Origin of the sequence: Streptomyces sp. NPDC055962, assembly GCF_042270185.1 — a bacterium.
In the GTDB taxonomy this organism is placed as follows: Bacteria; Actinomycetota; Actinomycetes; order Streptomycetales; family Streptomycetaceae; genus Streptomyces.
Window position 1 is genome coordinate 61,441 of sequence record NZ_JBHJYN010000003.1, and the last position, 22,473, is coordinate 83,913.

Annotated in this window: 21 protein-coding genes; 12 read left to right on the forward strand and 9 right to left on the reverse strand. The window is 71.6% G+C overall.

What is annotated here, in order from left to right; all coding sequences use genetic code 11:
• Entirely contained in the window at positions 1-723 is a 723-nt protein-coding gene (locus ACFC51_RS10850) for a ZIP family metal transporter (protein ID WP_103513725.1), read from the reverse strand.
• Between the two features lie 142 nt (positions 724-865).
• Between ACFC51_RS10850 and cobC the strand changes: the two genes are divergently transcribed.
• A complete protein-coding gene (cobC, locus tag ACFC51_RS10855; RefSeq protein ID WP_376528095.1) occupies positions 866-2,377 on the forward strand; it encodes an Rv2231c family pyridoxal phosphate-dependent protein CobC in 1,512 nt (503 codons plus the stop codon).
• Positions 2,378-2,617: 240 nt separating this feature from the next.
• Here the strand turns inward: cobC and ACFC51_RS10860 are convergent, their stop codons facing one another.
• Both ACFC51_RS10860 and ACFC51_RS10865 read right to left on the reverse strand, forming a co-directional pair.
• The gene (locus ACFC51_RS10860) at positions 2,618-3,700 is read right to left on the reverse strand and encodes an SCO1860 family LAETG-anchored protein (RefSeq protein ID WP_376528097.1); all 1,083 of its coding nucleotides are present in this window, start codon (positions 3,698-3,700) and stop codon (positions 2,618-2,620) included.
• Between the two features lie 334 nt (positions 3,701-4,034).
• Positions 4,035-5,135 carry an amidohydrolase family protein gene (locus ACFC51_RS10865; RefSeq protein WP_376528100.1) on the reverse strand — a complete coding sequence of 367 codons (1,101 nt, stop codon included), beginning with the start codon at positions 5,133-5,135 and terminating at the stop codon, positions 4,035-4,037.
• A gap of 103 nt (positions 5,136-5,238) precedes the next feature.
• Between ACFC51_RS10865 and ACFC51_RS10870 the strand changes: the two genes are divergently transcribed.
• The 5 genes from ACFC51_RS10870 to thpD all read left to right on the forward strand — a co-directional run bounded on the left by ACFC51_RS10870 (position 5,239) and on the right by thpD (position 9,928).
• Positions 5,239-6,345: a pyridoxal-phosphate-dependent aminotransferase family protein gene (locus tag ACFC51_RS10870; RefSeq protein WP_376528102.1), complete on the forward strand. Its 1,107-nt coding sequence runs from the start codon at positions 5,239-5,241 to the stop codon at positions 6,343-6,345.
• A gap of 337 nt (positions 6,346-6,682) precedes the next feature.
• On the forward strand, positions 6,683-7,207 hold the full coding sequence (ectA, locus tag ACFC51_RS10875) for a diaminobutyrate acetyltransferase (protein ID WP_376370805.1): 525 nt from the start codon (positions 6,683-6,685) through the stop codon (positions 7,205-7,207).
• Positions 7,208-7,306: 99 nt separating this feature from the next.
• Positions 7,307-8,569, forward strand: coding sequence for a diaminobutyrate--2-oxoglutarate transaminase (ectB, locus tag ACFC51_RS10880; protein ID WP_376370804.1), 1,263 nt, complete (start codon positions 7,307-7,309; stop codon positions 8,567-8,569).
• A gap of 62 nt (positions 8,570-8,631) precedes the next feature.
• Positions 8,632-9,030, forward strand: coding sequence for an ectoine synthase (locus tag ACFC51_RS10885; protein WP_099176037.1), 399 nt, complete (start codon positions 8,632-8,634; stop codon positions 9,028-9,030).
• A gap of 4 nt (positions 9,031-9,034) precedes the next feature.
• Positions 9,035-9,928, forward strand: a complete 894-nt coding sequence (gene thpD / locus ACFC51_RS10890; RefSeq protein ID WP_376528105.1) for an ectoine hydroxylase — start codon at positions 9,035-9,037, stop codon at positions 9,926-9,928.
• A 61-nt stretch (positions 9,929-9,989) separates the two neighbouring features.
• On the opposite strand, the gene ACFC51_RS10895 is transcribed toward thpD, so the two are convergent.
• On the reverse strand, positions 9,990-11,066 hold the full coding sequence (locus ACFC51_RS10895; protein ID WP_376370801.1) for a zinc-binding dehydrogenase: 1,077 nt from the start codon (positions 11,064-11,066) through the stop codon (positions 9,990-9,992).
• Between the two features lie 71 nt (positions 11,067-11,137).
• Here ACFC51_RS10895 and ACFC51_RS10900 point away from each other — a divergent pair, with 71 nt between their 5' ends.
• Both ACFC51_RS10900 and ACFC51_RS10905 read left to right on the forward strand, forming a co-directional pair.
• Positions 11,138-11,701, forward strand: coding sequence for a TetR/AcrR family transcriptional regulator (locus ACFC51_RS10900; RefSeq protein WP_376528108.1), 564 nt, complete (start codon positions 11,138-11,140; stop codon positions 11,699-11,701).
• Positions 11,702-11,759: 58 nt separating this feature from the next.
• Complete coding sequence (locus tag ACFC51_RS10905; protein ID WP_376528111.1) at positions 11,760-12,767, forward strand: VOC family protein; 1,008 nt, start codon at positions 11,760-11,762, stop codon at positions 12,765-12,767.
• Between the two features lie 3 nt (positions 12,768-12,770).
• Here ACFC51_RS10905 and ACFC51_RS10910 read toward each other — a convergent pair whose 3' ends face one another.
• Both ACFC51_RS10910 and ACFC51_RS10915 read right to left on the reverse strand, forming a co-directional pair.
• Positions 12,771-14,330: an arabinogalactan endo-beta-1,4-galactanase gene (locus tag ACFC51_RS10910; RefSeq protein WP_376528113.1), complete on the reverse strand. Its 1,560-nt coding sequence runs from the start codon at positions 14,328-14,330 to the stop codon at positions 12,771-12,773.
• Positions 14,331-14,375: 45 nt separating this feature from the next.
• The gene (locus ACFC51_RS10915; protein WP_376528116.1) at positions 14,376-16,421 is read right to left on the reverse strand and encodes a beta-galactosidase; all 2,046 of its coding nucleotides are present in this window, start codon (positions 16,419-16,421) and stop codon (positions 14,376-14,378) included.
• Positions 16,422-16,609: 188 nt separating this feature from the next.
• On the opposite strand from ACFC51_RS10915, the gene ACFC51_RS10920 reads away from it, so the two are divergent.
• The 4 genes from ACFC51_RS10920 to ACFC51_RS10935 are packed head-to-tail and all read left to right on the forward strand — an operon-like array spanning position 16,610 to position 20,777.
• Positions 16,610-17,923 carry an extracellular solute-binding protein gene (locus ACFC51_RS10920; protein WP_376370791.1) on the forward strand — a complete coding sequence of 438 codons (1,314 nt, stop codon included), beginning with the start codon at positions 16,610-16,612 and terminating at the stop codon, positions 17,921-17,923.
• The gene (locus tag ACFC51_RS10925; protein ID WP_376528119.1) at positions 17,920-18,846 is read left to right on the forward strand and encodes a carbohydrate ABC transporter permease; all 927 of its coding nucleotides are present in this window, start codon (positions 17,920-17,922) and stop codon (positions 18,844-18,846) included. The genes ACFC51_RS10920 and ACFC51_RS10925 overlap by 4 nt, the downstream gene beginning before the upstream one ends.
• Complete coding sequence (locus tag ACFC51_RS10930; RefSeq protein ID WP_376528122.1) at positions 18,843-19,700, forward strand: carbohydrate ABC transporter permease; 858 nt, start codon at positions 18,843-18,845, stop codon at positions 19,698-19,700. The genes ACFC51_RS10925 and ACFC51_RS10930 overlap by 4 nt, the downstream gene beginning before the upstream one ends.
• A 42-nt stretch (positions 19,701-19,742) precedes the next feature.
• Positions 19,743-20,777: a LacI family DNA-binding transcriptional regulator gene (locus tag ACFC51_RS10935; protein WP_376528124.1), complete on the forward strand. Its 1,035-nt coding sequence runs from the start codon at positions 19,743-19,745 to the stop codon at positions 20,775-20,777.
• 18 nt (positions 20,778-20,795) lie between these two features.
• Here ACFC51_RS10935 and ACFC51_RS10940 read toward each other — a convergent pair whose 3' ends face one another.
• The 3 genes from ACFC51_RS10940 to ACFC51_RS10950 form a co-directional block, all read right to left on the reverse strand.
• Positions 20,796-21,329 (reverse strand): GNAT family N-acetyltransferase, encoded by a 534-nt coding sequence (locus tag ACFC51_RS10940; RefSeq protein ID WP_376370785.1) that lies wholly within the window; start codon positions 21,327-21,329, stop codon positions 20,796-20,798.
• A gap of 98 nt (positions 21,330-21,427) precedes the next feature.
• Positions 21,428-21,880 carry a MarR family transcriptional regulator gene (locus ACFC51_RS10945; RefSeq protein WP_376370784.1) on the reverse strand — a complete coding sequence of 151 codons (453 nt, stop codon included), beginning with the start codon at positions 21,878-21,880 and terminating at the stop codon, positions 21,428-21,430.
• A complete protein-coding gene (locus ACFC51_RS10950) occupies positions 21,877-22,371 on the reverse strand; it encodes a MarR family winged helix-turn-helix transcriptional regulator (protein ID WP_376370782.1) in 495 nt (164 codons plus the stop codon). Before ACFC51_RS10950 ends, ACFC51_RS10945 begins: the two co-directional genes overlap by 4 nt.
• Positions 22,372-22,473: the final 102 nt, after the last annotated feature.

A 22,473-nucleotide genomic window follows, 5' to 3' on the forward strand; every position in this document is an offset into this window, starting at 1 on the left:
TCACTCCGCGATGCCGACCACCAGCCAGATGAAGCCCACCCCCGCGACGGTGCACAGCAGGGTGGAGCGGGCCGGGTGGTCGTGGTGCGCCTCGGGGAGGATCTCGGCGGCGGCGAGGTAGAGGAGCGCCCCGCCGAAGAAGCCGAGATAGCAGCCGAGCAGTTCCTCCGGAAGGGTGAACAGCAGGGTGGTCGCCGCGCCCACGATCGGGGCGAGGGCGTCCGCGTAGAGCATCAGGAGGGCCTTGCGGCGGGCGTTCCCGTAGAGGCTGGTGATCGTGTAGGTGTTGAAGCCGTCGGCGAAGTCGTGGGTGATGACGGCGAGCGCCACGGCGGCCCCCATGCCGCCACCGATCTGGAACGCGGCGCCGAGCGCGATGCCGTCCATCAGGCTGTGACCCACCATCGCGGCCGCCGCCGTCAGCCCCACCTGGGGCACCCGTTCCTCGCCCGCCCCGTGTGCCGCCTGGCGTACGGCCAGCGAGCGCTCGACGAGATGGGCCGTCAGAAAGCCGCCCACGAAGAGCAGCAGGGCGGCGGGGACGCCGAAGACGACGCCGCCCGCGGCCTCCACCGCCTCGGGCAGCAGATCGAGACCGACCACGCCCAGCATCAGTCCGCCGGCGAAGCCGAGCACGAGGTGGCGGCGGTCGCTGACGCGCTGCGCGACCCAGCCGCCCGCCAGTGTCATCAGGAACGCGCCGAGCGCGACGAATACCGCCATGGGCCCTTGCTAGCCGATCGACCCCGCCTCCCGCACCTCAGGCCGGCCTGACCCCGTCCCGTGTCGGCGTCTCCCCCGCCGGCGCGCCCCGTCCCGTTTCCGCCCGCCTCCCCGTCCCCGGCCGTCGAAAGGACCTCCTCCCGTGACCCGAGCCGCGCTCGTCGTCGGTGTCGGCGCCCGTCGGGGCGTCCCTGCCGAGGAGGTGCTGGCGCTGATCCACGGGACGCTGGAGCGGGCCGGGCTCGCGGTCGGCGACGTGGTCGAACTGGCGACGCTCGACAGCCGGGCGGACGAGCCGGGGATCGCCGGCGCCGCCGTGCGCCTGGGGGTGCCCCTGCGGACGTACCCGGCCGGGGTGCTGGCGGAGGTCTCCGTACCCCATCCCTCGGCGGCTCCTCGCGCAGCGGTGGCGACCGGGTCCGTGGCGGAGGCGGCGGCGCTCGTGGACGCCGGTGAACTGCTGGTATCCAAGCGGAAGTCGGCCTCGGCGACCTGCGCCGTGGCCCTCCGGACACGACCGGCCGCAACCTCGGCATCGACGAATGGCTCCGAGCCGTCCACCATGGCTGCCATGCTGCCCCCCACGAAGCACAGCGAGAGCGCCGGGCCCGATCTGCGGCACCACGGCGACGAGGAAGTACGCGGCCTGGATCTGACCGACCTGGCCGTGAACGTACGGACCGGCACGCCCCCGGACTGGCTGCGGGAACGGATAGCCGCCTCGCTGGGCTCGCTGGCCGCCTATCCGGACGGGCGGCCCGCACGGGCGGCGGTCGCCGGGCGGCACGGCCTGCCCGAGGAGCGTGTCCTGCTCACGGCGGGCGCGGCCGAGGCGTTCGTGCTGATCGCGCGGGCGCTGCCGGCCCGCAGGCCGGTCGTCGTGCACCCGCAGTTCACCGAACCCGAGGCGGCCCTGCGCGCGGCGGGGCACGAGGTGCGACGGGTGGTGCTGCGCCCGGAGGACGGCTTCCGGCTCGATCCGGCGGCGGTGCCCGAGGACGCGGACCTGGTGGTGGTCGGCAATCCGACCAACCCGACGTCGGTCCTCCATCCCGCAGGGGTCCTGGAGCAACTGGCCCGGCCCGGCCGGACGCTGGTGGTCGACGAGGCGTTCATGGACGCCGTACCGGGTGAACGGGAGGCGCTGTGCGACCGCCAGGACCTCCCCGGGCTCGTCGTGCTGCGGAGCCTGACCAAGACCTGGGGGCTCGCGGGCCTGCGGATCGGCTACGTGCTGGCCGATCCGGCGACGGTCTCGCTGCTGCAGGAGGCGCAGCCCCTCTGGCCGGTCTCCTCCCCCGCGCTGGCGGCGGCGGAGGCCTGCATGGAGCCGCGTGCACTGGTCGAGGCGGCGGACGCGGCGGACCGGACCGCGGTGGACCGGGCGCATCTGCTGGCCGGGCTCGCCGAGTTCAGCGAGGTGCGGGTGGTGGAGCCGGCCGCCGGGCCGTTCGTACTGCTGCGGCTGGACCGGGCGGACGAGGTGCGGCACCTGCTGCGCTCCCGCGGCTTCGCGGCGCGGCGCGGGGACACGTTTCCCGGGCTGGGCGACGAGTGGCTGCGGCTCGCCGTACGCGACCGGGTGACGACCAACCGGTTCCTTCAGGCGCTCGACCTGGCCTTGCAGTGCCTGCCCCGGAGAACCGCCGGCTGACGGTTCCCCGGGAGGGGTGGAAGGGGGCGGTGTCCGGCGATTGCGGGCACCGCTCACGGTCGAGAGCACTGCTCCGCCCGAGCGGGAGGGAGAGCGGTGCTCCGCGCCCGGCCCACCCCCGGAGAGCAGTGCTCCGCGCCCGGCCCACCCCCGGAGAGCAGTGCTCCACCGGGCGGGCACCGCTCTCCGGTCGGCCGAGTACGGGCGCCCCGCGGACGGGCGCCGCACCCGGTGCGACGGTCAGCCGCGGGCGCGCCTGCGGGCGATGACCGTGGCGCCGGCACCGGCGGCCAGCAGGACGGCTGCGCCACCCGCGATGTACGGGGTCGACGAACCGGCCCCCGTCTCGGCCAGGTCTCCGGCACCGGCACCGGAGGCCTGGACCGTGTCCGTCCCGGTCTGCGGCTTCACGTCGGCGGGTCCCTCCTTGCCGCCGCTTCCGGCGGTGCCGCCCGTGTCACCGGAACCGCCCTCACCGCCCGCCGATCCGCCGCCCGTGTCACCGGAACCGCCGTTCTCCGCACCCCCGTCGCCCGAACCGCCGTCGCCTGAACCGCCGCCCTCGGAGCCACCGTCGTCCGAGCCACCGTGGCCGCCTCCGCCCCCGGGCGTCTCGCAGGTGGCCTCGGCCAGGGTGACCTCGCCCTCCACCTCGGCCACGTTCAGCTTCAGCGGATCGACGGAGACGCGCAGTTGCAGAGCCGTCGCGGCGGCGGTCCGCGTGGTGGTCACGGTCTTCGACAGGTCGAGCGTCACGTCACCGACGCCCGGCACCTCGACCCTGGTCGTGCCGCCCGACGTCAGCCGGACCCTCTTGCCGAGCACCGACACGTGCCCCAGCACGTTGGACTCGGCGACCGGCTTGCGCCCCTTCTCGCACAGGGCCTTGGAGGTGACCTCCTGGACCTCGATCAGCGAGAGCAGCGGAAGCCCCGGTACGTGCACCCGCGCGGCGACGAGGTTCGTGTACCCCTCCGCCTTGCGGGCGTCCACCGTCGCGTCCGCCGTGGCGACGTCGGCCTTCAGCACGTGGATGGGACGGCCCTTCTCGGCGCCGTCGAGCTCCACGGTGAGCGCGGTCTTCTCCGCGCTCGCCGGTGCGTGGACCTCGTTGAGCGTGGCCTTGAGGGGCACCTGGACCGACTTGTGCAGGAGGGAGACGTCGAGCCCGGCGCGGAGGACGACCGCGCTCGCCTTTCCGTGGCCGCCGCCCGGGGTGGCCGGGCTCGTCGCGGTGGCTGCGTGCGCGGGGACGGCGACGAGCAGGGCGACGGGAGCGGCGGCGATCGCCAGGACGGCCGGACGGAAGGTGTTGCTGTTCAAGATGGTGGAACCCCCACAAGAGACATGGAGCCGCCGGCGCCGTCCAATGGGGGACATCGCGGGCACCGGTGGCCTCGACTCCGTGAATCTTTACGCACAGAGAGTGAACTGGCGGACACCTAAAGCCAGTTCACTCCAAAGAGGGGTTTCCGCGTGCACATTCGAATCCACCGGCACAGGAGTTCCCCGCAATCACCCGCTTCACGGCGTGCGAGGCGCACTCGGGGGCGTACTCGGCAGGCACGGAGGAGCGCACACCGAGGTGCTTCAACGAGAGGCGGGGCGCGGGGTCACCGCCGGTCAACACCGCGCCCTTTCCGGGGTCAACGGGGGATCACCCCATCACCCTCCCGTTGAGCACCACGTTCCGGGGCGCCGCCAGGACCCGTACGTCCGCCCTCGGATCCTCGTCGTAGACCACCAGGTCCGCCGGGGCGCCCTCCTCCAGCACCGGGCGGCCGAGCCAGCGGCGTGCGCCCCAGGCCGTCGCGGAGAGCGCGTCGAGCGCGGGGATTCCGGCCTTCACCAGTTCGGCGACCTCGTCCGCGATCAGGCCGTGGGCCAGCGATCCGCCCGCGTCCGTGCCCGTGAAGACCGGGATCCCGGCCTCGTACGCCGCGCGCACGGTCTCGTACCGGCGCTCGTGGAGCCGCCGCATATGGGCTGACCAGCGGGGGTACCTGGCCTCGCCGGCCTCGGCGAGGCGGGGGAAGGTGGCGATGTTGACCAGCGTCGGGACGATCGCCACGCCGCGCTCCGCGAAGAGAGGGACGGTGTCCTCGGTCAGCCCCGTCGCATGCTCGATGCAGTCGATCCCGGCCTCCACCAGATCCCGCAGCGCCGCCTCGGCGAAGCAGTGGGCGGTGACCCGGGCGCCGAGCCGGTGCGCCTCGGCGATCGCCGCCTCGACCTCGCCGCGGGGCCAGCAGGCCGTCAGGTCCCCGGCGTCCCGGTCGATCCAGTCACCCACCAGCTTCACCCAGCCGTCGCCGCGGCGCGCTTCCCTCGCGACGTAGGCGACGAGGTCGCCGGGCTCGATCTCATGGGCGAAGTTCCGGATGTAGCGGCGGGTCCTGGCGATGTGCCGCCCCGCTCTGATGATCTTCGGCAGGTCCTCACGGTCGTTCACCCAGCGGGTGTCGGAGGGCGATCCGGCGTCCCGGATGAGCAGGGTGCCCGCCTCCCGGTCGGTGAGGGCCTGCTTCTCGCTGGTCGCCGCGTCGACAGGACCCTGGTGGTCCAGGCCGACGTGGCAGTGCGCGTCGACGAGGCCGGGCAGCACCCACCCGGTGAGCGTCGCCGCACCGTCCGCGCCCGGCGGCCTCTCGTAGGTGATCCGCCCGTCGACCGCCCAGAGGCCGTCCTTCACCTCGTCGGGTCCGACGAGCACCCGCCCCTTGATCCGCAGCACCGGCGCCACCTCGTGATCACTCATGTACAGCACTGTACGAGGCGGTCCCCACAGGGGCCGGAGAGGTGCTGGGTACCCTCGACCGAGGCGCTGAACGCGCACCGGCCGACCCGAAGAGAGCACCACCGTGACGCACCCATTCCTCGACCTCGCCCCGCTCACCGCCGCACGTTTCGCGGCGATCGAGCGGCGGGTGGCCGGCCTCCTCGCCACCGAGCAGGACGTCGTCATCATGCAGGGCGAGGCGCTGCTGCCCCTCGAAGGCTGCATCCGGGGCGGCGCCCGGCCCGGCTCGACCGCGCTGAACGTCGTCACCGGCCCGTACGGCCAGACCTTCGGCAACTGGCTGCGCGACTGCGGCGCCGAGGTCGTCGACCTCGCGGTGCCGTTCCACACCGCGGTCACCGCCGAGCAGGTCGAGCGGGCACTCGCCGAGCACCCGGAGATCGACTTCGTCTCCCTGGTGCACGCCGAGGCGGCGACGGGCAACACCAATCCGGTCCGCGAGATCGGCGAGGTGGTCCGGGCGCACGGCGCCCTGTTCATGGTGGACGCCGTCGCCTCGGTGGGTGCGGAGCCGCTGCTGGTGGACGCCTGGGGCGTGGACCTGTGCGTCATCGGCGCGCAGAAGGCCATGGGCGGCCCGGCCGGGGTCTCCGCGGTGTCGGTGAGCGCGCGGGCGTGGGAGCGGATGGCCGCCAACCCGAAGGCCCCGCGTCAGTCCTACCTCTCGCTGCTCGACTGGAAGGCCCGCTGGATCGACAGGGGCCGCAAGGCCCTGCCGCACGCTCCCGCCCAGCTGGAGATGCTGGCTCTCGACGCCTGCCTGGAGCGGATCGCCACGGACGGACCGGACACCGTGATGGCGCGGCACGCCTCGGCGGCGGCGGCCACCCGGGCGGGCGCCACGGCGCTCGGCGGCGGACTCACGCCGTACGTCCACGACGCCCGTGACGCGGCTCCGGTTGCCACGACCCTGCGCACACCTGCGGGGGTGGACGCCACGGAACTGGTCGGGCGGGCGCTCGCTGCCGACCCCTCGCTGCCGCTGATCGCCGGCGGCGGGGCGCTCTCAGGGGAGATGGTCCGGGTCAACCACTACGGCGCGGACGCCACGCGGGACGTGGTGCTGTCGTCCCTCGTGGCCCTGGGCACCGCGCTGGCGGACGCGGGCCGTACGGCCGATCTCGATGCTGCCCGCGAAGCCGTGGAGGAAACCTGGCCGAAGAGCTGAATTCATTTCGGCCCGGCCAGGAGGAAATTCCAGGAACAAAAAAGGGGAGCTGCTTTTCCGGGAGCAGCTCCCGGCATTCTTCTTCCCGCTCCCTCTCTCCCTAAACGCAGCAGTTCCGACGGGGCCGCTCCGCAGAATCCGAACAGGTGTCACGAGGGTTACGGAGCTGTGACCGACTCCACACCGTCACCCATTTGGGCGAAAAATTCAGGACAAAATGGTTGAAAGCTTCACCTTGTCGCGGTGGGCCCGCGCCCGCGTGATAACACAGGAGACCCCTTCACCCAACCCCTTCTGACGATGCAATTTTGATTTTTGCTGGGTAAATTCAATTCACATGACCGCCGCACCAGCAGATTTTGCAAGTGCCCGAAGCGAATTCATCAGGATCGACGCCCCGCGAGTGGAGGACGGAGCTGCGATCTGGCGCATTGCCCGCGACTCCGAGGTCCTGGACCTCAACTCCTCGTACAGCTACCTGCTGTGGTGCCGTGACTTCGCGGCGACCTCCGTGGTCGCCCGCGACGAGAACGGCGACCCGGTCGCCTTCGTGACCGGGTACATCCGCCCCGACCGCCCCGGGACGCTCGTCGTCTGGCAGGTGGCCGTGGACCGGACCCACCGTGGCAAGGGACTGGCTGCCACGCTGCTGGACGCACTGACCACCCGCGTCGCCTCCGACCAGGGACTGTCATCGGTCGAGACGACCATCACCCCGGACAACACCGCCTCCGACCGGCTGTTCACCAGCTTCGCCCAGCGGCACGACGTGCCCCTGGAGCGCGAGGTGCTCTTCGACGGAGCGCTGTTCCCCGAGGGAACGCACCTGTCGGAGGTGCTGTACCGCATCGGTCCGTTCTAGAGCCTCCCCGCCCCCTCCGCGCCCCGCCCGGGCGCGGTTCCCCGGGGCATGCCTGACCCGCATCCCGTCACACCACCCCCCTCGAGCAGGAGATTCGCTGTGACCATCACCCCGCCCGCCCTGAGTGTCTTCGAGAGCCTTGAGTCGGAAGTCCGCAGCTACTGCCGTAGCTGGCCCGCGGTGTTCGACCGTGCGCAGGGGGCCCGGCTCACGGACGAGGACGGCCACTCGTACCTGGACTTCTTCGCCGGTGCCGGATCCCTCAACTACGGGCACAACAACCCGGTGCTGAAACGCGCGCTGATCGACTACATCGAGCGCGACGGCATCACCCACGGCCTGGACATGGCCACGACCGCCAAGCGGGCGTTCCTCGAGACCTTCGAGAACGTGATCCTGCGCCCCCGTGACCTGCCCTACAAGGTGATGTTCCCCGGCCCGACCGGCACGAACGCCGTCGAGTCGGCGCTGAAGCTCGCCCGCAAGGTCAAGGGCCGCGAGTCCGTCGTCTCGTTCACCAACGCCTTCCACGGCATGTCGCTCGGTTCGCTCGCCGTGACCGGCAACGCCTTCAAGCGCGCCGGCGCCGGCATCCCGCTGGTGCACGGCACCCCGATGCCGTTCGACAACTACTTCGACGGCCAGGTGCCCGACTTCCTCTGGTTCGAGCGTCTCCTGGAGGACCAGGGTTCCGGGCTGAACAAGCCCGCCGCCGTGATCGTGGAGACCGTGCAGGGCGAGGGCGGCATCAACGTCGCCCGCGCCGAGTGGCTCCGCGCGCTCCAGGACCTGTGCCACCGCCAGGACATGCTCCTGATCGTCGACGACATCCAGATGGGCTGCGGCCGTACCGGCGGCTTCTTCTCCTTCGAGGAGGCCGGCATCGTCCCGGACATCGTGACGCTGTCCAAGTCCATCAGCGGCTACGGCCTGCCGATGTCGCTCTGCCTCTTCAAGGGCGAGCTGGACGTCTGGGAGCCGGGCGAGCACAACGGCACCTTCCGCGGCAACAACCCGGCCTTCGTCACCGCCGCCGCCACGCTCGACGCCTACTGGGCGGACGGCCAGATGGAGAAGCAGACCCTGGCCCGCGGCGAGCAGGTCGAGCAGACGCTGCTGGCGATCTGCGGCGAGGACGACACCGCGCAGTTCCGCGGCCGCGGCCTGGTCTGGGGCCTGGAGTTCACCGACCCCGAGCGCGCGTCCGCCGTGTGCAAGCGCGCCTTCGAGCTGGGCCTGCTGCTGGAGACCTCCGGTCCGCAGTCCGAGGTCGTGAAGCTGCTCCCGCCGCTGACCGTCACCCCCGAGGAGCTGGACGAGGGCCTGCGCACGCTGGCCCGTTCCGTCCGAGAGACCGCCTGAGCGGGGCGCTCCCCCGCACAGGCACCGCTGAGCAGGACAGAAGAGAAAGGCACCATCCCACCGTGATCGTCCGATCTTTCAGTGACATCGAGAACACCGACCGGCACATCAAGTCCGCTTCAGGTACCTGGGAGAGCAAGCGCATCGTGCTCGCCAAGGAGAAGGTGGGCTTCTCGCTCCACGAGACCGTGCTCTACGCCGGCACGGAGACGTCGATGTGGTACGCGAACCACATCGAAGCCGTTCTGTGCACCGAGGGCGAGGCCGAGCTCACCAACGACGAGACCGGCGAGAAGCACTGGATCTCCCCCGGGACGATGTACCTGTTGAACGGGCACGAGCACCACACGCTGCGGCCCAAGACCGACTTCCGCTGCGTGTGCGTCTTCAACCCCCCCGTCACCGGACGGGAGGACCATGACGAGAACGGTGTATACCCGCTGCTGACAGAGGAGGGCTGAGCCCATGACCACCGATGTACGCGCCGATCTGTACCCCTCGCGCGGCGCCGCCGAGATGACCACTCCCCGCCAGGACCCGGTCATCTGGTCCGCGCCGGGCGCGCCCGGGCCGATCACCGCGAAGGACCTCCAGGGCTTCGAGGAGAACGGCTTCCTCACCGTCGACCAGCTGGTCGGCCCCGACGAGGTCTCCGTCTACCGGGCGGAGCTGGACCGGCTCGTCGACGATCCGCTGGTCCGTGCCGACGAGCGCTCGATCATCGAGCCGAAGTCGCAGAGCGTGCGGTCCGTGTTCGAGGTCCACAAGCTCAGCGAGGTCTTCGCGAAGCTCGTCAGCGACGAGCGCGTCGTGGGCCGGGCCCGCCAGATCCTCGGATCCGACGTGTACGTCCACCAGTCCAGGATCAACGTCAAGCCGGGCTTCGGTGCCTCGGGCTTCTACTGGCACTCGGACTTCGAGACCTGGCACGCCGAGGACGGCCTGCCCAACATGCGGACGGTGTCCGTCTCGATCGCTCTGACCGAGAACTTCGACACCAACGGCGGGCTGATGATCATGCCCGGCTCGCACAAGTCGTTCGTCGGCTGCGCAGGCGAGACTCCGAAGGACAACTACAAGAGGTCCCTGCAGATGCAGGACGCCGGCATCCCGTCGGACGAGGTCCTGACGAAGCTGGCCGACCGGCACGGCATCAAGCTCTTCACGGGCAAGGCCGGTTCGGCGACCTGGTTCGACTGCAACGCGATGCACGGATCGGGGGACAACATCACCCCCTACGCCCGGAGCAACGTCTTCATCGTGTTCAACAGCGTCGACAACACGGCCGAGGAGCCCTTCGCGGCTCCGATCCGCCGGCCCGAGTTCATCGGGGCGCGCGACTTCACGCCGGTGAAGTAGCGCCGTACGGAAGGGGCGGGACGCGTCGGGCGTCCCGCCCCTTCCGGCGTTCTCCGCACGGTCAGCGCGTGGCTGACGGGCTCCTCTCCCCGGGACGCAGGACGATCTTTCCCACGTGTGCCCTGCGGGCCAGCTCCTCCTGCGCGCGGGCCGCCCCCTCCAGCGGGAACGTCGCCGCGACGACGGGCCGGATCTCACCGCGGCGGGCCAGGTCCATCAGGAGGGCGAAGTGCGTCGGCGTGTGCATCGCGGAGCCGATCACCTGCGCGTTGTGCAGATAGAGACGGCGTACGTCGAACGCCACGTCGTACCCGCCGAGTGCACCGGCGACGACCCACCGGCCGCCTTCGCGCAGCAGGGGCAGCCCCTCGTTCACCAGCTCCCCGGCGACGACGTCGAGAGCGACGTCGATGCCCTCCGGGGCGGCGGCGCGGATCTGCCCGGCGATGTCCCGTGCGCGGTCGAGGACGGCGTGGGCGCCGGCCTCGCGCACCGCGTCGGTCTTGGATCCGCTGCTGACGGCGAGCACCCGTGCGCCTCGTGCCCGGGCGATCTGGATCAGCGCGATGCCGACGCCTCCGGACGCCCCCGAGACCAGGACGGTCTCCCCCTCCCGGAGCCTGCCCCGCTCGATCATGCCCAGCGCGGTGCCGTAGGCGGTCGGCAGTGTCGCGAGCTGGTCGTCCGTGAGCGGGGACTCCGTGACGTCGTGCACGCGCGCCGCGGGCGCGGTCACGTACTCGGCGTAGCCGCCGTCGCGTTCGCTGCCCATCAGGCCCACCGGGTTCGCGTCCGGGCCGTCGGTGTCGTAGACCGCCGGGTCGACGACCACCCGGCGCCCGACGAGGCCCGGGTCCACGCCGCCGCCCACCGCCGCGACCCGGCCGGCCACGTCGGCGCCCTGGATGCGCGGGAAGGCGATGGGGCCGCGCCAGCCCGAGAGCGCCTCCGGATCTCCCGGACGGCCGTAGGCGCCCTCCCGGGTCCACAGGTCGGTGTTGTTCAGCGCCACCGCCCCGACCCGGACCAGCACCTCTCCCGCCTGCGGGTCGGGAACGGCCACCTCGGCCGGTTCGAGGACCTCCGTCCCTCCGTGCCCTGTGATCCGCACGGCGCGCATGACCTCGGGCTCACCCATCACCGGTCTCCTCCTAGGTATACTGATCTGTGAACACATCCACGGTACACCGATCGGTGAAGAGGCGGCCCATGCAACGGACACGACCCTTGACGCCGGCCGGCCGGCGCATCGTCGCGGCCGCCGAGGAGCTGTTCTACGGGCGGGGGATCACGGCGGTCGGCGTGGACCTGATCGCCGAGCGCTCCGGGGTGACCAAGCGGACCCTCTACAACCAGTTCGGCTCCAAGGACCAGCTCGTGGCGGCCTACCTCGTGGAGCGTGACCGGCGCTGGCGGTCCCTGGTCCGCGCCGCCGTCGAGGCCTGCGCCGATCCCGTCGAGGCCGTCACCGCGCCGTTCGAGGCGCTGCGGACCTGGAGCCTGACCAGCACCCGCGGATGCGCGTTCACCAACGCCCTGGCCGAGCTCCCGGACGCCTCACATCCCGCGCACGGCATCGCCGCGGACCAGAAGCTGTGGCTGCTGAACCTGTTCGTGGAACTCGCCACCGCTGCGGGCTGTCCACACCCCGCCACCCTCGGCGCCCAGCTCCTCGTGCTGCACGAGGGCGCGCTCGCCACGCAGCCCCTCCCGCTGGACACCCTCCCCGGGAGCATCGCCCTCGCACGCGCCCTGGTGCGGGCCGCCGCCTGACCCCGTCGCGGCTCAAACCGCTGGACCGGGCGCCCGGTCGACGACGAAAGTGGCGACCATGACATCGCTCGTACAGCACATCACCGTCGACTGCGCCGACGCCTACGGACTGGCCCTCTTCTGGTCCGGGGTGCTCGGCTCACCCGTCTCCGACGACGACGCGCCCGGTGACCCCGAGGCACTCGTCGAAACGCCCCGTGCGGCGCTGCTCTTCGTCACGGTGCCCGAGCCCAAGAGCACCAAGAACCGGATCCACCTCGACCTGCGCCCCGAGGACCGCACCCGCGACGAGGAGGTCGAGCGGCTGCTGGCACTGGGCGCCACGCTGGTCGCCGACCACCGCAAGCCGAACGGCCGGGGCTGGGCCACGCTGGCCGACCCGGAGGGCAACGAGTTCTGCGTGGAGTGCAGTGCGCGCGAACGCGCGGCGCTGACCGGGGCCCGGCAGCCCGTCACCGCCGACGACGTGACGCTGGCGGTACAGCTGGCGGTCGACACCCTCGCGACGTCCCCGGCGGACGACTGGCGTGTCCCCGCGGGGTCGTTGGAGTGGGACTGCTGGGAGACGGTGGAGCACCTGAGCGACGACCTCTTCGCGTACGCCGTCCAGCTGGGCGGGCGCACGCCCCCGCAGCACGGCGAGGCGCCGTACCGGTATGCGCCCGACCGTGAGGGCGGCCCCGCGAACTCGGTCTTCACGAACCCGGAGGCGGGGTCGTCCGGGCTGCTCCACACGCTGGAGGCGAGCGGCGCCCTCCTGACGGCGATGGTCCGTACGACCCCGGCGGACGTCCGCGCCCACCATGTCTTCGGGCTCTCCGACCCGGAGGGCTTCGCCGCGATGGGCATCGTCGAGACCCTCGTCCACACCCACGACGTGGCCGCGGGGCTGTCGCTCCCCTGGACCCCGCCCCGGGACCTCTGCGACCGGGTGCTGGCGCGCCTCTTCCCCGGCGCCCCGGACGACGAGGACCGGTGGACCGTGCTGCTCTGGTCCACCGGCCGGGCCGATCTGCCGCGGCGCGACCGTGTCACCTCGTGGAGGTGGCACGGGGCGCCCCTGTAGCGGCTACCTGTGCGAGAACCAGCCGGCCGCGGGGAGCAGCCTGCCGTTGTAGTCGAACACCGCCTGGTTCTCCCAGGCGTTGCCCGACGACGGGTCCGCCGGGTCCCAGCCGCTGCCGGTGGCGGCGGTCCACGCGGGCTCCCAGTAGACGGCGCCCAGACCCCGGCCGCTCGGGACGGCCTCGACGACGTTCATGACGTCGCGGAAATTCGCCGCCTGGCCGGCCGGGGTGGCCGGGTAGCCGGGGACCAGCTGGCTCGCGGTGGCGACGTTGTTCTCCAGTCCGTCGTCGTTCGCGAGGGTGTGGGCGTATGCGGTCTCGGCGACCATCACCGGCTTGCCGTAGCGGGAGGCGGCGTCGTCGAGGTTGGTCTGGAGCTCGGACAGCGAACCGTGCCAGTAGCCGTAGTAGGAGAGGGCGATGACGTCGAAGGGCACCTTCTGCGCCACCACGTTGTCGAACCACCAGCGGGTGCCCGCGTTGTCGCCGCCCTCGGCGAGGTGCAGGGCGACCTTCGTGCCGGAGGAGACCGCCTTGGCGGCGTTCGCCCCTGACGTGATGAGCCCCGCCAGCTGGGACCAGTTGTCGGTGGAGCCCTCCGGCCAGAGCATCCCGCCGTTGATCTCGTTGCCGATCTGCACCATGTCGGCCGTGGTGCCCTGGGCCTTGAGCGCGTTCAGCACGTCGTAGGTGTGGTCGTAGACGTCGGTGCGCAGTTGGCTGTAGCCGTGTCCGGCCCAGGCCGCGGGCTTGTTCTGCTTGCCGGGGTCGGCCCAGGCGTCGGAGTAGTGGAAGTCGATGAGCGTCTTCATCCCGAGTGCCCTGGCGCGCTTGGCCATGGCGAGGACGCGGGCCTTGTCGTTGTAGCCGTCGGCCGGGTTCACCCACACCTTGAGGCGTACGTAGTTCATCCCCGCGTTCCTGAGGATGCTCATCGCGTCCCCGGCGGTGCCGCTCGCGTTGCTGTACGTCGCGCCGTACGCCTCGTTCTTCGGGAGGGTGGAGAGGTCACCGCCCCTGACGCTCAGACCGGTGCTCCCCGCGGTGAAGGTGATGTCGTCGAAGTTGGCCCACTCCCCCGCGTGCGCGTCGGAGTCGAGGCTGATGGTGGAGGCACCGCCGGTCACCTTCACGGAGGTGACGAGCCGGATCCAGGCGCCGTTCGCGGTCGGCGGCAGGTCGGTGCGCTGCTCGGCGCTGCCGCAGTTGCGCAGGGATATGGAGGCGGAGTTCTGGCCGCCGCCCGAGCGCACCCAGGCGCTGAGCGTGTACGTGCCGTCGGTGAGGCCGCTCAGATACTGGTAGGTCTCGACCTTGTACGCCGAGGCCGACCAGTGGCTGAGCCGCGTGCTGCCGCCGTGGCCGCCCGCCTCGGTGAAGGAGGCGGCGCCCTGGCCTGCGGCCGAGTACGTCGACCAGCCGGTGGCGCCCGACTCGAAGCCGGTGTTGACGGGTGCGGTGGCCGCGTGGGCGGCCTGCGCGGGGAGGGCGGCGAACACGAGGCCGGAGAGCGCGGCCACGGCCCCGGCCGCCTTCGCGCGGGTGTGCGTCGTTCCGTACATCGTCGATGTCCCTTCGACAGTGGTGCGGGGGAACGTGCGGGCGCCTCAGCCGTCGAGCCGTACGACGCGGACCGCGCCCGCCGGGACGGCGAGTTCGTCCGCGGCGGGCTCGCCGGTGAGGAGTTCGGTGCCGGGGGCGTCCAGCGCCACCACGGCCTCCGCGTCGGTGTGGTTGACGACGAAGAGGTAGCTGCCGGTGTCTCCGGTGCGGCGCACGACCTCGACGTCGTACGGGAGATCCGTGCGGGGTGCGATGCCCGCGTCGGCGCCGGCGCGGTCCAGGACGGCGTCCAGGGCTGAGCCGGAGAGCCGGGTGGAGAGATACCAGGCGGTGCCCTCACCGAGCCGGTTGCGGGTGACGGCGGGCCGGCCGGCGGCGATGCCGTCGGCGTACGCCCAGGCGGTCTCCGCGCCACGCGGGATCACCACGTCCGACCAGAGGTCACCCGTCAGCTCGGGCCCTTCGGGGGCGCCCTCGGGGGTGATCAGGCGTACGGTGCCGCCCTCGCCGAGCGGGGAGAACTCCTCGACCGTCAGGCCGAGCACGTCGCGGAGGGCACCGGGGTAGGCCCCGGGGTGCACCGCGTCGTCGGCGTCGACGATGCCGGAGAAGAACGAGACGACGAGGGTCCCGCCGTTCTCGACGTACCGGCGGAGGTTGCGGCCGGTCTCCTCGGTCGCCAGGTAGAGGGCGGGGACGACGACCAGGGGGTAGGCGGAGAGGTCCGCGTCCGGATGGGCGAAGTCCACGGTGAGGTGCCGGTCGTAGAGCGAGGTGTAGAAGGTGTCGGCGCGCTCCCGGGCGTCGTGCTCCTCGCTCGGGCGCCACTCCAGGCGCTGCGCCCACCAGGACTCCCAGTCCCAGACCATCGCCACGTCGGCGACGGTCCGGGTCGACCGGATGCCCTCCAGCAGCCCGAGCCCGGCGCCGAGCGCGCTCACCTCGCGCCAGACACGGGAGTCGGTGCCGGCGTGCGGGACCATCGCGGAGTGGAACTTCTCGGCACCGCGCCGGGACTGCCGCCACTGGAAGAACATCGCACCCTCGGAGCCGCGGGCGACGTGGGCGAGGCTGTTGCGGGCCATCTCGCCGGGGCGTTTGGCCGGGTTGCGCGGCTGCCAGTTGACGCCGCTGGTGGAGTGTTCCAGCAGCAGCCAGGGCGCGCCGCCCGCGACCGAGCGGGTCAGGTCGGCGGCCATGGCGAGGTTGACGTGGGTGCGGCGGCCGTCGGTGATCAGGTAGTGGTCGTTGGTGACGAGGTCGACCTCGCGGCCCCAGGCCCAGTAGTCGACGGACTCGCACTGGCTGAGGGCGGTCATGAAGTTCGTGGTGACCGGGATGCCGGGGGCGAGGCGGTGCAGGATGTCGCGTTCGGCGGTGAAGTTCTCCCGCATGGTGGCGTCGGCGAAGCGCGCGTAGTCCAGCTGCTGGGCGGGGTTGCCGACGGTCGGGGTCGTGCGGGGCGGGTCGATGTCGTCGAGGCTGCGGTAGCGCTGGCCCCAGAAGGCGGTGCCCCAGGCGGCGTTGACCCCTTCGGCCGAGCCGTGCCGGTCCGCGAGCCAGCGGCGGAAGTGGGCTCCGCAGCTGTCGCAGTAGCAGGCGCTGACGGGGACGCCGTACTCGTTGTGGACGTGCCACATGGCGAGGGCGGGGTGGTTCCCGTAGCGGCGGGCCAGCTGCTCGGTGATGTTCGCCGCCGCCGCGCGGTAGTCGGCCGAGCTGTGGCAGATGGCGCCGCGTGAGCCGAAGGCGTGGCGGACCCCGTCCCTGCTGAGGGGCAGGGCCTCGGGGTGGGCGCGGTAGAACCAGGCGGGCGGGGCGACGGTAGGGGTGCCGAGGTCGGCGCGGATGCCGTTGACGTGCAGCAGGTCCATGAGGCGGTCGAGCCATCCGAAGTCGTAGCTGCCCGGCTCGGGTTCCAGGAGCGCCCAGGAGAAGATCCCGACGCTGACCATGGTCACGCCGGCCTCCCGCATCAGGCGCACGTCCTCGTGCCAGACCTCTTCGGGCCACTGCTCGGGGTTGTAGTCGCCGCCGAAGGCCAGCCTCTGCAGGCCGACCGGGTACGGAGCGGATTCTGAGTGCGGCATGGACAGCTCCTGGCTCTTTGGGACGACTTCTGGGAACGTGCACACACACTCTCGGCGGCGCAGGGCCAACATAACCGCACAGCAACAACCATTGACAAGTGTCGGATTGGTTTCTCTACTGTGAACGCTCACAGCGCCTCTCTCGGCCACTTCGCCGATGCGCCGCCGGTCTCGTCAGGGGAGAAACCATGAAATACCGCACCGTCGCGGTGACCACCGCCGCCGCACTCGCCGCCACCGCCCTGCTCTCCGGGTGCGGCACGGACGAGGGCGGCGACGAGCCGGCCGCCTCCGGACCCGCGTCGCTCACCTACTGGGCCTGGGCGCCCGGACTGGACAAGGTCGCCGACATCTGGAACAAGGGGCCGGGCAAGGAGGCCGGCATCACCGTCACGGTCAAGAAGCAGGCGTCGGGCGACGACCTGGTCACCAAGATCATCACGGCGGCGAAGGCCCACAAGGCCCCGGACCTGGTCCAGGCCGAGTACCAGGCGCTCCCCACGCTGGTCTCCAACGACGTCCTGGCCGACATATCGAAGGAGGCGGGCGACGCCGAGGGTGAGTTCGCCGACGGGATCTGGCAGCAGGCCACGCTCGGTTCGGACGCCCTGTACGCCCTGCCGCAGGACTCCGGCCCGCTGATGTTCTACTACCGCCAGGACCTGTTCGAGCAGTACGGCCTGAAGGTGCCGACCACCTGGGACGAGTTCGCCGGGACGGCCCGTGCGCTGAAGAAGAAGGCGCCGGACAAGGACCTCACCACCTTCTCCTCCAACGACTCGGGTCTCTTCGCGGGCCTCGCCCAGCAGGCGGGCGCGCAGTGGTGGACGACCGGCGGCGACACGTGGAAGGTCGCGATCGACGACCCGGCCACGCAGAAGGTCGCGGACTTCTGGGGCGGCCTGGTGAAGGAGGGCGCCATCGACAACCAGCCGATGTACACCCCGGCCTGGAACAAGGCGCTCAACACCGGCAAGCAGGTCGCCTGGGTGAGCGCGGTCTGGGCCCCGGGCACGCTGACCACCGCGGCGCCCGACACCAAGGGCAAGTGGGCGATGGCCCCGCTCCCCCAGTGGACCGCGGGTGAGAACGTCACCGGCAGCTGGGGCGGCTCCTCCACCGCCGTCACCAACGACTCCGAGCACAAGGGTGCCGCCGCCGCCTTCGCGAAGTGGCTGAACACGGACCCGGCGGCCCTCGCCGCGCTGGTGAAGGAGAGCGGCATCTACCCGGCCGCCACGGCCGCACAGACCGGTGGCGCGCTGGCGAAGGCCCCGGACTACTTCTCCAACCAGCCCGCCTTCTACACCGAGGCCGCCAAGATCGCCCAGGGCACCGCGCCCGCCGCCTGGGGCCCGAACGTCAACGTCGCGTACAGCGCCTTCAAGGACGGCTTCGCCGCAGCCGCCAAGAACAGGTCCGACTTCGGCGCCGCGCTGACCGCGATGCAGGACGCCACCGTCGCGGACCTGGAGAAGCAGGGCTTCGGAGTCTCCGAGTGACACGCGCACCCCGCGGGACGGCGTACGGGGTCAGGAGCGCCCCGTACGTCTTCCTGATCCCCGCCACCCTCCTGTTCCTGCTCTTCTTCGCCCTCCCCATCGGCTACGCCGTGTACCTCAGCTTCCGCAGGACCGAGGTCAAGGGGCTCGGGCTCGGCAAGGGCGCCCGGGAGGAGATCTGGGCCGGTCTGGCCAACTACACCGACGCGCTCTCCGACTCGGAGCTGCTCCACGGGGCGCTGCGCATCCTCGGGTACGGCGCGATCGTCGTCCCCGTGATGCTGGGACTCGCCCTGCTCTTCGCCCTGCTCCTGGACACCGACGGGCTCAGGCTGCGCGGTTTCACCAGGCTGGCGATCTTCCTGCCGTACGCCATCCCCGGCGTCATCGCCGCGCTGATGTGGGGCTTCCTGTACCTGCCGGACGTCAGCCCCTTCCTACATCTGTCCGACGCGATCGGGCTGCCGCAGCCCGATCTGCTGGACGGCGGACCGCTGTACCTGTCGCTGGCCAACATCGCGGTGTGGGGCGGCACCGGCTTCAACATGATCGTGATCTACACGTCGCTGCGGGCCGTCCCGGCCGAGATCTTCGAGGCCGCGCGCCTCGACGGCTGCTCGCAGTTCCAGATCGCGCTGCGGATCAAGATCCCGATGGTGGCGCCTTCGCTGATCCTGACCTTCTTCTTCTCGATCATCGCGACGCTCCAGGTCTTCAGCGAGCCCACCACCCTGAAGCCGCTGACGAACTCCCTCTCCACCACCTGGAGTCCGCTGATGAAGGTCTACCAGGACGCCTTCGTCAACAACGACATCCATGCGGCGGCCGCCCAGGCGGTCATCATCGCCCTGGCCACGCTCGCTCTGTCCTTCGGCTTCCTCAAGGCGGCCAACTCCCGTACGAAGCAGGGAGACTCACGATGAGCACCCAGTCCCTCGCCGCCGGCCGCCGGCGCTTCCCGCTCGTCCCGACCGCCGCGCTGCTGCTCGGCGCCGTGTACTGCCTGCTGCCCGTCGCCTGGGTCCTGGTCGCCTCGACGAAGTCCGGCAGCGAACTGTTCTCCACCTTCACCTTCCTCCCGGGCTCCGGGTTCGCCGACAACGTCGCCGAGCTCACCGAGTACCGCGAGGGCGTGTACTGGAAGTGGATGGCCAACTCGGCCTTCTACGCGGGGGCGGGCGCCCTGCTGTCGACCGCGGTGTCGGCGGTCTCGGGGTACGCACTGGCCGTGTACCGCTTCCGGGGCAAGGAGACGGTCTTCAACATCCTGCTCGCCGGGGTGCTGATGCCCCCGGTGATCCTCGCCGTGCCGCAGTACCTGCTGCTCGCCGAGGCGGACATGACCGACTCGTACCTCTCGGTGCTGCTGCCCCTGGTCCTCTCCCCCTACGGCGTCTACCTCGCCCGGATCTACGCGGCGGCCGCCGTGCCTGCCGATGTGATCGAGGCCGGGCGGATGGACGGCGGCGGCGAGTGGCGGATCTTCCGGACGATCGCGCTGCCGATGATGCTGCCGGGGCTGGTGACGGTCTTCCTGTTCCAGTTCGTCGCGGTCTGGAACAACTTCCTGCTCCCCTACATCATGCTCGGCGACGACGAGAAGTTCCCGGTGACCCTGGGGCTCTACACGCTGCTCCAGCAGGGTTCGAACACCCCGGCGCTCTACACGCTGGTCATCACGGGCGCGCTGCTGGCGATCATCCCGCTGATCGCCCTGTTCCTCGTGATCCAGCGGTTCTGGAGCCTCGACCTGCTCTCCGGCGCCGTAAAGTCCTGACTGCTCCTCAACAGGGCACCCCTTCATGAAAGATCGAGCACCATGAGCCGCACAGAACAGAACGGCGCGGGACGCCGCAGGCCGCCGACGATCCACGACGTCGCCCGGGAGGCCGGGGTCTCCCGGGGCACGGTCTCGCGGGTGCTCAACGGCGGTCACAACGTCAGTCCGGCCGCCCTCGACGCGGTTCAGTCCGCCATCCGGCGGACCGGGTACACCGTGAACCGGCACGCCAGGTCCCTGATCACCGGGCGTTCCGACTCGGTGGCCTTCCTGCTGACCGAGCCGCAGGAGCGCTTCTTCGAGGACCCGAACTTCAACGTGCTGCTGCGCGGCTGCACCACCGCGCTCGCCGCGCACGACATCCCGCTGCTGCTGATGATCGCGGGCACGGAGGCGGAGCGCCGCCGCAACATGCGCTACATCGCCGGGCACGTGGACGGGGTGCTGCTGGTCTCCAGCCACTCCGGCGACCCGGTCGCCGCCCAGCTGTACGAGGCCGGTGTCCCGCTGGTGGCCTGCGGGAAGCCGCTCGGGCAGGGGTCGCGGGTCAGCTACGTCGCGGCGGACGACCGCAACGGGGCCCGGGACATGGTGCGGTTCCTCCACGGGTCGGGGCGCCGCCGGATCGCGACGGTCACCGGGCCGCTGGACACCCCGGGTGGTGTGGACCGGCTGGCGGGCTACCGCGAGACGCTCACCGAGTGCGGGCTGCCCGTCGACGAGTCCCTGATCGTGCCGGGCGACTACAGCCGGGCCGGCGGTGAGGCCGCGGCCGCGCTGCTGCTGGAGCGGGCACCCGATGTGGACGCCGTCTTCGTCGCGTCCGACCTGATGGCGCAGGGAGTGCTCAGCACGCTGGAGCGGGCGGGGCGCCGGGTGCCGCAGGACATCGCGGTCGGCGGATTCGACGACTCCCCCGCGGCGCTCGCGGCGCGGCCCGAGCTGACGACGGTGCGTCAGCCGTGGGACCGGATCAGCGCGGAGATGGTGCGGGTGCTGCTGGCGCAGATCGGCGGGGAGGACCCGGCTGCGGTCATCCTCCCCACGGAGCTGGTGCGCCGCGAGTCGGCCTGACCATCGGCCCGCAGGGCCTCAGCCGACCCGGCGGGCCAGCACCTGTCCGGGCCAGGTCCCGGACAGGAAGGGGTCGGTGGGGGCGAACCCGTTGCGCTCGTAGAACGCGACCAGTTCCCCTCCGCCGCCCGCCCAGCAGTCGACCCGCAGCAGATGGACTCCCGCCCGCCGGGCGTCCTCGGCGGCATGGGCCAGCAGCGCCGCGCCGATGCCCCGGCCGGCGTGCTTCCGGTCGGAGACCAGCAGGCGTACGTACCGCTCGGGTTCGCCGGCCGCAGCGATCGGCATCTGCGGGCTGGGGCCGTGGTCGAGCACCATCGCCCCGACGGGCACACCGTCCAGCTCCGCGACGTACGGGGTGTTCTCGGTGGTGTAGCGCTCCACCCGCGCGACGCCTCCGGACGTCTGCGAATACGGGACCGTGCCCCATTGCTCGGTGTTGCCGCGGGCGTTCATCCAGGCCACCGCGGCGTCGAGCATGTCCAGGATGGCCGGGGCGTCGGCCGGACCGCCCGGCCTGATCCGTACGGCGTGCGTCGTCGTGTCGTTCACAGCCGGATTTTCCCACGGGGCCGCCGCCCGTGCCGGGAGATCTCCGCCTCACGGCCGTACGTCCTCCGGCCCGCCCGGCCGGAGGACGTACGGGACTGTCAGACAGCTGGTGACGCGAGCTCCGCCTCTGCGCGCTCGGTGACCAGGGCGAGGACGCGGCCGGCGGCGGCCAGGTCCTCGGCCGGGATGCCGCCCCAGATGCGGGCGGAGGCGGGGGCCACCTCCGCCGCGACGACGGCGAGCAGTTCGCGCCCCGCGTCCGAGGGGCGCACGCGCGCCCCGTCCTCGATGAGCAGCCCCTCGGCCAGGAGCTCGTCGAGGGTGATGCGGATGTCGGCGGGATCGGCCTTGAGTGTGCCCCGGACCTGGGTGACGAGGCCGTCCGGCGTCGGCGGGACCTCGGCCGTGGCGGCGGCACGCAGGGTGATCTGCTGCAGGAACGTGGCACCGTGCCGGGCCAGGACGCGCTCCAGGACACCGCGGGCGGCGTAGTGGGCCAGGCCGAGGATCTGGGCGTCGGCGGCGGGTGCGGTGGATGCGGTGGTGGTCATGGCGTCGTCCCCTGAGTGGTCTCGTCGTTCGGTACGGACGGAGCGAGAGGTACGTCGAGCAGGGTCGTCAGCTCGTCGGTGAAGACGCGCGTCCGCGGGCTGTCGAGGCCGCCGAGCGGCTCCAGCAGGCGCTGGAGGAGCTGCTGGACCACGTCGATGGCCCGCTCGGTGACGACCTGGCCCTGCTCGGTGAGGGCGAGCTGCACGGCCCGCGGGTCGCGCGGGTCCCGGGTGCGCTCGACCAGGCCGGACGCCTCCAGGGCGCGCGCGAGCTTCGAGACGTACAGCGCCTCCAGGCCGGTGCGGTCGGCGAGCCGGCGCTGACTGGGCCGCTCTCCGGTGTGCCGCATGCCGTACAGCGACGTGACCAGGGAGTACTGCGCGTGGGTCAGGCCCAGCGGGACCAGCGCGCGGTCGACGGCGACGCGCCACTTGTTGGCGAGACGCCACACCAGGTAGCCGGGCGTGGGCCCCGGCGCACTCTTGCTCATGACGAATAGAGTACATAGACATTATATCCATGGCTACTATCTATCCCCGAGCCCCGTCCGCCCCGGGGACCCCGGGGCGGACCCGCGATCGGCAGGCGACGC

Coding starts and splice junctions, on each gene's coding strand:
- ACFC51_RS10850 (WP_103513725.1), bottom strand. CDS start 723: ATGGCGGTATTCGTCGCGCTCGGCGCGTTCCTGATGACACTGGCGGGC.
- ACFC51_RS10865 (WP_376528100.1), bottom strand. CDS start 5,135: ATGAGTGATCACGAGGTGGCGCCGGTGCTGCGGATCAAGGGGCGGGTG.
- ectA (WP_376370805.1), top strand. CDS start 6,683: ATGACCGCCGCACCAGCAGATTTTGCAAGTGCCCGAAGCGAATTCATC.
- thpD (WP_376528105.1), top strand. CDS start 9,035: ATGACCACCGATGTACGCGCCGATCTGTACCCCTCGCGCGGCGCCGCC.
- ACFC51_RS10895 (WP_376370801.1), bottom strand. CDS start 11,066: ATGGGTGAGCCCGAGGTCATGCGCGCCGTGCGGATCACAGGGCACGGA.
- ACFC51_RS10900 (WP_376528108.1), top strand. CDS start 11,138: ATGCAACGGACACGACCCTTGACGCCGGCCGGCCGGCGCATCGTCGCG.
- ACFC51_RS10905 (WP_376528111.1), top strand. CDS start 11,760: ATGACATCGCTCGTACAGCACATCACCGTCGACTGCGCCGACGCCTAC.
- ACFC51_RS10910 (WP_376528113.1), bottom strand. CDS start 14,330: ATGTACGGAACGACGCACACCCGCGCGAAGGCGGCCGGGGCCGTGGCC.
- ACFC51_RS10915 (WP_376528116.1), bottom strand. CDS start 16,421: ATGCCGCACTCAGAATCCGCTCCGTACCCGGTCGGCCTGCAGAGGCTG.
- ACFC51_RS10920 (WP_376370791.1), top strand. CDS start 16,610: ATGAAATACCGCACCGTCGCGGTGACCACCGCCGCCGCACTCGCCGCC.
- ACFC51_RS10930 (WP_376528122.1), top strand. CDS start 18,843: ATGAGCACCCAGTCCCTCGCCGCCGGCCGCCGGCGCTTCCCGCTCGTC.
- ACFC51_RS10935 (WP_376528124.1), top strand. CDS start 19,743: ATGAGCCGCACAGAACAGAACGGCGCGGGACGCCGCAGGCCGCCGACG.
- ACFC51_RS10945 (WP_376370784.1), bottom strand. CDS start 21,880: ATGACCACCACCGCATCCACCGCACCCGCCGCCGACGCCCAGATCCTC.
- ACFC51_RS10950 (WP_376370782.1), bottom strand. CDS start 22,371: ATGAGCAAGAGTGCGCCGGGGCCCACGCCCGGCTACCTGGTGTGGCGT.